The organism is Streptomyces sp. NPDC058812, assembly GCF_042744565.1.
In the GTDB taxonomy this organism is placed as follows: Bacteria; Actinomycetota; Actinomycetes; order Streptomycetales; family Streptomycetaceae; genus Streptomyces; species Streptomyces thinghirensis.
Genome location: NZ_JBHYOB010000043.1, coordinates 1 through 11,813, shown reverse-complemented (window position 1 = coordinate 11,813; position 11,813 = coordinate 1). Strand labels below are relative to the sequence as shown.

The window sequence follows — 11,813 nt, the reverse complement described above, 5'->3', positions numbered from 1 at the left end:
CTCGCCACCGCCCACTGCCACGGCCTGCCCATCACCTGGCCGCTCGCTCCCACGACTGCTGTCGCGGAACTTCCCACCTACGCCTTCCAGCACGAAAGCTACTGGCTCACCGCCACCACCCACACCGGCGACGCCACCGCCCACGGCCTGGACACCACCGACCACCCCCTGCTCACCGCAGCCCTCCACCACCCCGAAGACGACACCACCCTCCTCACCGGCCGGATCTCCCTGTCCACGCATCCGTGGCTGGCGGATCATGTGGTGGGTGGTGCGGTGCTGGTGCCGGGGACGGCGTTTGTGGAGCTGGCGTTGCATGCCGGGGACTACGTCGGTTGTGGTCTGGTGGAGGATTTGACGGTCGAGGCTCCGTTGGTGCTGGGGGAGCGGTCGTCGGTGATGGTGCAGGTGTCGGTCGGTGAGGCTGATGAGCGTGGGTGTCGTGGGGTGCGAGTGTTCGGCCGTTCTGGTGAGGGGGGTTGGACGCGGTATGCGACTGGTGTGCTGAGTCCGGTGGTTGGTGTGCATGAGGCGGTGGTGGGTGTGTGGCCGCCGTCGGGGGCTGAGCCGGTGGAGTTGGAGGGTCTGTATGAGCGGTTGGCGGGGCGTGGGTATCAGTACGGTCCGCTGTTCCAGGGTTTGAAGGCGGTCTGGCGGCAGGGGCGGGAGTGGTTCGCGGAGGTGGTGCTGCCGGGGGTTGGTGAGGTGTCGGGGTACGGGATTCATCCGGCTCTTCTGGATGCCGCGTTGCATACGTTGGCGGCGCCGAGTGGGGGAGCGGTGGAGGAGGTGCGGCTGCCGTTCAATTTCGCGGGTGTGGGTCTGTATGCGACCGGTGCCACGGCTCTGCGGGTCCGGCTGACGCCCGTGGACGAGTCCGGGGACACGATCAGTCTCCAGCTGACCGACCCCACCGGCGCCCCCGTCGCCCACATCGCGTCGCTGACGACACGAGCCGTACCCGCGGCCCAGTTGGCGGCACTGGGCGTCGGCGAGCCCGAGGCGAAGGAACCGGTGTTCGTCACGGAATGGGTCCGGGCGCAGGCTCCGGTCGGCCCCACTCCGCCCACCGCCGACTGGGCCCTCCTGGGCCCGGACGTCCTGGGAATCGCTCCCGCGCTCGCCGAGGCAGGGGTGAGGGTGAGGCAGTACGCAGGTCCGGCGGAGCTCCGGGACGCCGTCGCGGAGGATGCCGGAGCGACACCGCAGGTCGTCGTCGCCTCCTTCGGCGCCGAGCGGCTGCCGGACGACGTACGGCAGTCGGTGCACCAGGTGGCGGCCACGGCGCTCGAGCTGACCCAGGAGTGGATCGCGCTCGACGCCCCCGGGCTGTCGGACGCACGGCTCCTCGTCTGTACGCGCGACGCGGTCGGCGTCGAGTACGGGGAAGCCGTCCTCGACCTGGTGCACGCCCCGCTGTGGGGGCTGCTGCGGTCGGCGCAGACGGAGAACCCGGACCGCTTCCTCCTCGCCGACATCGACGCGCACCAGGACTCGGCGCCGGCACTGCTCGCCGCCGTGACCGCCCACATCGAGGGCCTCGCCGACGACGGCCAGTTCGCCGTGCGCCAGGGAACGGTCAAGGTACCCCGCCTGGCCCGGCGGACGACGGACGGACTCCTCCCGGAACCCGTCCACGAGACACCGGACACGGCTGCCGTGCCGTGGCGGCTCGCCCTGGAGGGCACCGGCTCGCTGGACCAACTCGCCCTGCGGCCCCACGAGGACGCCCTGCGCCAGCTCGGTCCTGACGAAGTACGTATCTCGCTGCGCGCCTCCGGCCTCAACTTCCGTGACGTGCTGACGGCGCTCGGCATGGTGCCAGGTGACCACCGGGCGGTGGCCGGCGAGGGCGCGGGCGTGGTCCTGGAGACCGGCGCCAACGTCTCCTGGGTACACCCCGGGGACCGCGTCATGGGCATCCTCCTGGAAGGCACCGGGCCGGTCACGGTCACCGACGCCCGTCTCGTCGTCCGCATGCCGCGGGCCATGACCTTCGCCGAGGCCGCCGGGACGCCCGTCGTCTTCCTCACCGCCTACTACGGTCTGGCGGACCTCGCCGAGATCAAGGCGGGGGAGTCGCTGCTCGTGCACGCCGCGACCGGCGGCGTGGGCACGGCCGCCGTGCAGCTTGCCCGCCACTGGGGCGTGGACGTGTACGGCACGGCGAGCCCCGCCAAATGGGACACGCTGCGCGGGCAGGGCCTGGACGACGATCACATCGCGAGCTCGCGTGACCTGGAGTTCGAGGAGAAGTTCCGCACCTCCCTGGGCTCGGCCTCCGGGACGGGCACGATGGACGTCGTCCTGAACTCCCTGGCCAACGAGTACGTGGACGCCTCGCTGCGACTCCAGGGCCCCGGCGGCCGTTTCCTCGAGATGGGCAAGACGGACAAGCGCTCGCCCGACGAGGTGGCGCTCGCGCACGACGGGGTGACGTACCGCGCGTACGACATCCTCGACGCCGGGCCCGAGCGCATCCGCGAGATGCTCGGCGACCTGGTCGAGCTCTTCGAGTCCGGCGCCGTGCGCCCCGTGCCCGTGTCGGCGTGGGACGTGCGCCGGGCCCCCGACGCCCTCCGCTTCCTCAGCCAGGCCCGCCACACCGGAAAGCTGGTCCTGACCCTGCCGGGCTCCCTCGACCCGGACGGGACGGTGTTGGTGACGGGTGGTACGGGGTCGTTGGGTGCGTTGGTGGCGCGTCATCTGGTGGTCGGGCACGGGGTGCGGCATCTGCTGCTGACGAGTCGGCGGGGTGTGGAGGCTGCTGGGGCGCGGGAGTTGGTGGCGGAGCTGGAGGAGGCCGGTGCCCGGGTTCGGGTGGAGGCGTGTGATGTGGCGGACCGTGAGGCGTTGGCTGGTGTGCTGGGGTCGGTGGGGGAGGAGCATCCGCTGACTGCGGTGGTGCACACGGCGGGTGTGGTGCGTGATGCCACTGTCTCGGCGCTGTCGGCCGACCAGCTGGCTGAGGTACTGCGGCCGAAGGTGGACGCGGCGTGGAACCTGCACGAACTCACCCGCGGACACGACCTCGCGGCCTTCGTACTGTTCTCCTCCGCCGCAGGCGTCATGGGCGCCGCAGGCCAGGCCAACTACGCCGCCGCCAACACCTTCCTGGACACCCTGGCCGCACTCCGCCGCGTCCAAGGGCTGCCCGGCACCTCCCTCGCATGGGGCCTGTGGGAGCAGGCCGGAGGCATGGCGGGCGCCCTCGAAAACAGTGACCGGCAGCGGCTCGGACGCTCCGGCGTCGTCCCACTGCCGTTCGACACGGGCTTGTCCGTCTTCGACACCTCACTGGCCACCGACGAACCGGTCCTCGTCCCCATCCAGTTCGACCTCGACGCACTGCGGTCCCGCGCCGAGGGCGATTCCGGGGGCGACACGCCGCCCCTGCTGCGCGGCCTCGTCGGAGCGCAGGCCCCGCGCCGCGCCGCGCCGCGCCGGACGGCGGCGGGCGCGGCCGCCACGGAGACGAACTGGGCCGATCGGCTCACCGGCCGTACCGCGGACCAGCAAGTCGAACTGCTCGTCGAGCTGGTACGCGAACAGGCGGCGGCCGTGCTCGGCCACGGCGACACCGCCGGTATCGAAGCGGACCGGGCCTTCAAGGAACTCGGCTTCGACTCCCTCACCGCCGTCGAACTGCGCAACCGCCTCGGCAAGGCGACGGGCCTGAGGCTGTCCGGCACCCTCGTCTTCGACTTTCCCACGTCCACCGCGCTCGGCCGGCATCTGCGCACCGCACTGGTCCCCGAGGAAGCGGACCCGGCGACGCGGGTCGTGGGCGACCTCGAGCAGATAGAGGCCGCACTCGCCGAACTCGGACAGGGCATCCAGCCCGACGACGAGGCGTACGGGAGCATCACCGCGCGCCTCCAGGCGATGCTCTGGAAGTGGAACGACCTGCACCACGCTGAAGACTCCGTCGACGAGACACAGGACTTCGGTACGGCGAGCGACGACGAACTCTTCGACGCGCTCGACCAGGAACTCGGAAACGGCTGAGTTCCTGTCCCCACGGCGCACCGCCGCCGCTCACCAGCCGTAACTGTCGTACCCAGGAGTGGAATTCGCATGGCGAACGTTGCTCAGAACCCGGCGAACGGTCCTCGTGACATGGGGAAGGCCGTGGACAACGAGGAGAGGCTTCGGGACTACCTGAAGCGCACTGCCGCCGATCTGCGCCAGACGCGCCGGCGACTGAAGGAAGTCGAGGCCCGGGATCAGGAGCCGATGGCCATCGTCGGAATGGCATGCCGCTACCCCGGCGGCATCACCTCGCCCGGCGATCTCTGGCGGCTGCTGGAGCAGGACGGCGACGGCATCTCCGAGTTCCCGTCGAACCGTGGCTGGGACCTGGAGGAGGTGTACGACCCCGACCCCGACCACGCGGGCACCTCCTACGTCACGAAGGGAGGCTTCTTCCACGACGCCGACCGTTTCGACGCGGACTTCTTCGGCATCAGCCCGCGCGAGGCCGAGGCGATGGACCCGCAGCAGCGGCTGCTGCTGGAGACCGCCTGGGAGGCGTTCGAGCACGCGGGCATCGCCCCCGACACGCTCAAGGGCAGCCGGACGGGCGCCTTCATCGGAGCCATCGGCCAGGACTACGCCCCCACCGGCCGCGCACTGCCCGCCGAGTACGAGGGATACGTGCTGACCGGCACCACCACCAGCGTCGTCTCCGGGCGGCTCGCCTACACCCTCGGCCTCGAAGGTCCCGCCGTCACGGTCGACACCTCGTGCTCCTCCTCCCTGGTCGCCCTGCACCTGGCCGCCCAAGCGCTGCGCAACGGCGAGTGCGGCGTCGCGCTCGCCGGCGGCGTCACCGTACTGCCCACCCCCCGCCTCTACGTGGAGTTCAGCAAGCAGCGCGGGCTCTCCCCGGACGGCCGCTGCAAGGCCTTCGCGGCCGCCGCCGACGGCACCGGGTTCGGCGAGGGCGTGGGTGTCCTGGTCCTGGAGCGGCTGTCGGACGCGCGGCGGCGGGGGCATCGGGTGCTGGCGGTGGTCCGGGGTTCCGCGGTCAATCAGGACGGTGCGAGCAATGGTCTGACGGCGCCGAACGGTCCGTCGCAGGAGCGGGTGATCCGGCAGGCCCTGGAGAGTGCCCGGCTGGCCCCGGCCGAGGTCGACGCGGTGGAGGCGCACGGTACGGGTACCAAGCTGGGCGACCCGATCGAGGCGCAGGCGCTGCTCGCGACCTACGGTCAGGGACGCGACAAGGATGCCGAACCGCTCTGGCTGGGCTCGGTGAAGTCCAACATCGGCCACACCAACGCCGCTGCGGGTGTGGCGGGTGTGATCAAGATGGTCGAGGCGATGCGGCACGGAGTGCTGCCCCGGACGTTGCATGTGGACGAGCCGACCCCGCATGTGGACTGGGAGTCCGGGCGGGTGCGGCTGCTGGACGAGGCGAGGCAGTGGCCGGAGTCGGGTCGTCCCCGCCGGGCGGGAGTGTCCTCGTTCGGGATCAGCGGCACCAACGCGCACGTGATCCTGGAGCAGGCCCCCGTTGACGAATCCTCCGCTCAGGAGCCCGAGCAGGGTGCGGACGGGCTCGTGATGTGGCCGGTGTCGGCGAAGACGCCTGGGGCGTTGCGGGAGCAGGCGGTCCGGCTGGCCGCGTATGCGCGCGACGCCGGTGAGGATCTGGATGCGGCGGCTGTCGCGCACACTCTCACGCACGGGCGGGCTCACTTCGACCTGCGGGCTGCGGTGCTGGGTGAGACGCGGGCGGATCTGCTGGCGGGGGTGGAGGCACTGGCCGCGGGTGAGGCCCACCCGTCCCTGGTGAGCGGGGCGGTGACCGGTGGGAGGACGGTGTTCCTGTTCACCGGTCAGGGCGCGCAGCGTCCCGGGATGGGGCGGGACTTGTATGAGGGTGAGCCGGTGTTCGCCGCCGCGTTCGACGAGGTGTGCGGCCACTTCGAGCTGCCGGTGGCGTTGAAGGACGTGGTGTTCGGTGCGGATGCGGAGCTGCTGAATCAGACGCGGTATGCGCAGGCGGGTCTGTTCGCGTTGCAGGTCGCCCTGTTCCGGCTGGCCGAGCACCACGGCCTGGTCTCGGACGTGCTGCTGGGGCATTCCATCGGTGAGCTGGCCGCCGCCTATGTGGCGGGGGTGTGGTCGCTGGAGGACGCGTGCCGGCTGGTCGGGGCGCGGGGCAGGCTGATGCAGGCCGCCCGCCCCGGCGGGGCCATGGTGATGATCGCCGCCTCCGAGGACGAAGTGTCGGCGGTTCTGGAGGGGCGTGAGGGGGTGTCGCTGGCGGCGGTCAACGCCGCCCAGTCCGTAGTCGTCTCTGGCGACACCGAAGAAGTCACCGAGGTCGCCGCGCATTTCGAGGCGCTGGGCCGGCGCACGAAGGCCCTGCACGTCAGTCACGCCTTCCACTCCGCACACATGGATACGGCGCTGGAGGAGTTCGCGCAGGCCGCAGCACAGGTGAGCGCGCGTGCTCCGCGTCTGCCGGTGGTCTCGAACGTGACCGGCCGGGTCGCCTCGGCACAGGAGCTTGCGGATCCCTCGTACTGGGTGGCGCAGCTGCGGGGCACGGTCCGTTTCGCCGCCGGACTCGAGCAGGCGCGGGAGCTGGGCGGGAAGGTGTTCGTCGAACTCGGCCCGGACGCCGTCCTGACTACCCTCCTCCCCGACGACGCGGTGGCCGTCCCCCTCCAGCGCACCGGGCAGGCTCACGCGTTCCGCCTCGCGCTGGCCGCCGCGCACTGCCACGGCCTGCCCGTCACCTGGCCGCAGGCTTCCACGACCGGTGTCGCGGAGTTGCCGACGTATGCCTTCCAGCATGAGCGGTTCTGGTTGCATGCGGCGTCGGGTGCCGGTGATGTGGAGAGTCTGGGGCAGGCTTCGGCGGGTCATGGTCTGCTGGGTGCGGCGGTGGCGCTGGCCGAGGACGGGTTGACCGTGTTCACCGGCCGCATCTCCCTGTCCACGCATCCGTGGCTGGCGGATCATGTGGTGGGTGGTGCGGTGCTGGTGCCGGGGACGGCGTTTGTGGAGCTGGCGTTGCATGCCGGGGACTATGTGGGTTGTGGCCGGTTGGAGGATTTGACGGTCGAGGCTCCGTTGGTGCTGGGGGAGCGGTCGTCGGTGATGGTGCAGGTGTCGGTCGGTGAGGCTGATGAGCGTGGGTGTCGTGGGGTGCGGGTGTTCGGCCGTTCCGGTGAGGGGGGTTGGACGCGGTATGCGACTGGTGTGCTGAGTCCGGTGGTTGGTGTGCATGAGGCGGTGGTGGGTGTGTGGCCGCCGTCGGGGGCTGAGCCGGTGGAGTTGGAGGGTCTGTATGAGCGGTTGGCGGGGCGTGGGTATCAGTACGGTCCGCTGTTCCAGGGTTTGAAGGCGGTCTGGCGGCAGGGGCGGGAGTGGTTCGCGGAGGTGGTGCTGCCGGGGGATGGTGAGGTGTCGGGGTACGGGATTCATCCGGCTCTTCTGGATGCCGCGTTGCATACGTTGGCGGCGCCCAGTGGGGGAGCGGTGGAGGAGGTGCGGCTGCCGTTCAATTTCGCGGGTGTGGGTCTGTATGCGACCGGTGCCACGGCTCTGCGGGTCCGGCTGACGCCCGTGGACGAGTCCGGGGACACGATCAGTCTCCACCTGAGCGACCCCACCGGCGCCCCCGTCGCCCACATCGACGCCCTCACGCTGCGCGCGGTGTCCACCGAGCAGCTCCGCGGAGCGGTCGGGGGCATCAACGACGCGATGTTCCAGTTGAGTTGGCAGAGCAGTCGGCTCGACGCAGGGGCCGAGGCACCGCGCTGGGCGACGCTGGGCGCCCCGCTGCCCGTGCTCCCGGACCTTCCCGCGTACGAGGACGTCGCCGCCCTCGTCGCCGCCGTGGACGCCGGTGACGAGCTTCCGGACGCCGTCCTCGTCCCGTGCCGTACCGAGTCGGCCGACGGTGACGACCCGGTCGGGGCCGTGCACACCGCCACGGCTCGCCTGCTCACCCTGTTCCAGGCGTGGCGCGCGGACGACCGGCTCGGCGCCGTCCGGCTGATGGTCGTGACCTCGGGCGCGGTGGCCGCGCAGCCCGGTGACGTCGTGGGCGACCCGGCCGCGTCGGCCCTGTGGGGCTTCGTGCGCGCGGCGCAGGCGGAGGCCCCGGACGGTTTCACCCTCGTGGACGTGGACGCCGCGTCGACGGCCGACGGCCTCAGGGCGGCGTTGCGTGGCCTGGCGGCCTCCGACGAGGCGCAGGCCGCCATCCGGGCCGACGAGCTGCTCGTCGCCCGCGTCACGCCCGCCGCCGACGGCACCGTTCTCGCCGTACCGGGACCGGACGAGCCGTGGCGCGTCGATGTCAGTGCCAAGGGCACCCTGGAGAACCTCGCTCTCGTGCCCAACCCGGGTGCGGAGCGTCCCCTGGCTCCCGGCGAGGTGCGGGTGGCGGTGCGCGCGGCGGGCCTGAACTTCCGTGACGTCCTCATCGCACTTGGGATGTACCCGGGCGATGCTCCGATCGGCAGCGAGGGCGCCGGCGTCGTCCTGGAGGTGGGCTCCGCCGTCTCCGCCGCCACCGGTCTGCGGCCCGGGGACCGGGTGATGGGGCTGCTCACCGAAGGCGTGGGTCCCGTCTCCATCACCGACCAGCGTTATCTCGCCAGGATTCCGCGGGGATGGACATTCGCGCAGGCCGCCGCCGTGCCGATCGTCTTCCTCACCGCCTACTACGGCCTGTTCGTCCTCGGCGGGCTCCAGGCCGGTGAATCGGTCCTGGTGCACGCCGCGACCGGCGGCGTGGGCATGGCCGCGGTCCAGCTCGCCCGGCACGCGGGCGCCGAGGTCTTCGGCACCGCGAGCCCCGGCAAGTGGGGCACCCTGCGGGGACAGGGCCTGGACGAGGACCACATCGCCAACTCCCGGACGCTCGACTTCGAGCAGACGTTCGCCCAGTACACCGGCGGACGAGGCATGGACGTCGTACTCGACTCGCTGTCGGGCGAGTTCGTGGACGCGTCGCTGCGGCTGCTGCCACGCGGTGGGCGTTTCCTGGAGATGGGCAAGACCGACATCCGCGACCCGGAGACCGTCGGCGCGCAGTACACCGGCGTCGACTACCGGGCCTTCGACCTGCTGGACGCCGGACACGACCGCATCCAGGAGATGCTCACCGAGCTGGTCGGGCTGTTCGACAGCGGTGCCCTGCGGCCGCTCCCGGTCTCGGCATGGGACATCCGCCGCTCACCCGAGGCCTTCCGCCACCTGGGCCAGGCCAAGCACACCGGCAAGGTCGTCCTCACGGTGCCGCGTCCCTTCGACGGCGACGGGACGGTGTTGGTGACGGGTGGTACGGGGTCGTTGGGTGCGTTGGTGGCGCGTCATCTGGTGGTCGGGCACGGGGTGCGGCACCTGTTGCTGACGAGTCGGCGGGGTCTGGAGGCCGCTGGAGCGCGGGAGTTGGTGGCGGAGCTGGAGGAGGCCGGTGCCCGGGTTCGGGTGGAGGCGTGTGATGCGGCGGACCGGGAGGCGTTGGCCCGTGTGCTGGGGTCGGTGGGGGAGGAGCATCCGCTGACTGCGGTGGTGCACACGGCGGGTGTGGTGCGTGATGCCACTGTTTCGGCGCTGTCGGCCGACCAGCTGGCGGAGGTGTTGCGGCCGAAGGTGGACGCGGCGTGGAACCTGCACGAACTCACCCGTGGACACGATCTCGCGGCGTTCGTGTTGTTCTCGTCGGTGGCCGGTGTGGTGGGCAGTCCGGGGCAGGCGAATTACGCGGCGGCGAACGCGTTCTTGGATGTGCTGGCGCGGTGGCGGGGTGCGCAGGGGTTGGTGGGTACGTCGGTGGCGTGGGGGTTGTGGGATCAGTCGGGTCAGGACGGTGGGATGGGTGCGGCGCTGGGACAGGCCGACCGCGACCGCATCACCCGCAGCGGATTCGGCCTGCTCACCGCCGAGGACGGTCTGGCCCTCCTCGACGCCGCGCTCCTGTCGGGCCGCACCGACCTGGTCCTGACACGAGTGGACCGGAACGCCCTGAAGCAGCGCGCTGACGCCGGACGACTCCCCTCCGTACTCCGCTCGCTGGTCAAGGGCGGCGGCCGAAGCGGACGCCGCGCCGCCGCCGGAGCGACGGCTGCCGGAGCCGCGTCCCTCACCGAACGCCTCGCGCGCCTCGGCTCCGAGGAACAGGACCGGCTCCTGCACGGCATCGTCCGGGACGAGGTCGTAGCCGTCCTGGGCCACGGAGCGGGAAGCTCACTCGAACCGGGACGTGCCTTCAAGGACCTGGGCTTCGACTCCCTGACGGCTGTCGAACTGCGCAACCGCATGAACGCCGCGACCGGCCTGCGCCTGCCCGCGACCCTCGTCTTCGACCACCCCACGCCTGCCGCCCTCGCCGCGCACCTGCGGCGTGAGCTGATCGGTGACGACGACTCGGCATCGGGCGCGGTCACCGGCGCGGTGGCAGCGGGCGCGGAACGCGCCGACGACACCGACCCGGTGGTGATCGTGGGGATGAGCTGCCGGCTGCCCGGCGGCGTCACCTCACCGGACGGCCTCTGGCGTCTGCTGGAGGACGGCACGGACACCATCGGGCCGTTCCCTACGGACCGGGGCTGGGACCTCGACGGCCTCTACGACCCCGATCCGAACACACCCGGCAAGTCCTATGTCCGGCAGGGCGGGTTCATCGACGGCGTGGACGGATTCGACGCGGCCTTCTTCGGCATCAACCCGCGTGAAGCCGTGGCCACCGACCCTCAGCAGCGCCTGCTGCTGGAGGCCGCCTGGGAGGCCTTCGAGCACGCCGGGATCGACCCCACCACGGTGCGCGGCAGTGACACGGGCGTCTTCGCCGGCGTCATCTTCGGCGACTACACCTCGCGTCTCCAGGAGATACCCGAGGGGTACGAGGGCTACATCTCGACGGGCAACACGACCAGTGTGGCCTCGGGTCGGCTGGCCTACACGCTGGGCCTCGAGGGCCCGGCGATGACGGTGGACACGGCGTGCTCGTCGTCGCTGGTGGCACTGCACCTGGCCGCCCAGGCCCTGCGCAACGGCGAATGCTCCCGCGCGCTCGTCGGCGGTGCCACGATCATGTCGGGCCCGACGAACTTCATCGAGTTCAGCCGCCAGCGCGCCCTGTCCCCGGACGGCCGATGCAAGGCCTTCGCGGCCTCCGCGGACGGCACCGGGTGGGGCGAGGGTGTGGGTGTCCTGGTCCTGGAGCGGCTGTCGGACGCGCGGCGGCGGGGGCATCGGGTGCTGGCGGTGGTCCGGGGTTCCGCGGTGAACCAGGACGGTGCGAGCAACGGCCTGACGGCGCCGAACGGTCCGTCGCAGGAGCGGGTGATCCGGCAGGCCCTGGAGAGTGCCCGACTGACCCCGGCCGAGGTCGACGCGGTGGAGGCGCACGGGACCGGCACCAAGCTGGGCGACCCGATCGAGGCGCAGGCGCTGCTCGCGACCTACGGCCGGGGCCGGGACGCCGAACAGCCCCTGTGGCTTGGCTCGTTGAAATCGAACGTCGGTCACACTCTCGCCGCCGCGGGTGTGGCGGGTGTGATCAAGATGGTGCTGGCGATGCGGCACGGGATGCTGCCCCGCACGTTGCATGTGGACGAGCCGACCCCGCACGTCGACTGGGAGTCCGGTCAGGTGCGGCTGCTGGACGAGGCGAGGCAGTGGCCGGAGGCGGGTCGTCCCCGCCGGGCCGGGGTGTCCTCCTTCGGGATCAGCGGCACCAACGCCCACGTCATCCTGGAACAGGCGCCCGCCGAGGAGCCCCGTGAGGTGGCCGGGGAGGTGCCGCAGGGGCCGGTGGTGTGGCCGCTGTCGGCGAAGAC

General features: G+C 71.6%; 2 protein-coding genes. Both read left to right on the top strand.

Features of this window, described 5'->3' with window-relative positions:
- Window positions 1-4,008: SDR family NAD(P)-dependent oxidoreductase (locus ACFW48_RS38090; protein ID WP_386323172.1), on the top strand; the 4,008-nt coding region annotated here is incomplete at its 5' end.
- A 69-nt stretch (window positions 4,009-4,077) separates the two neighbouring features.
- Window positions 4,078-11,813, top strand: a 7,736-nt coding sequence (locus tag ACFW48_RS38085) for an SDR family NAD(P)-dependent oxidoreductase (RefSeq protein WP_386323170.1), incomplete at its 3' end; no start/stop codon positions are given.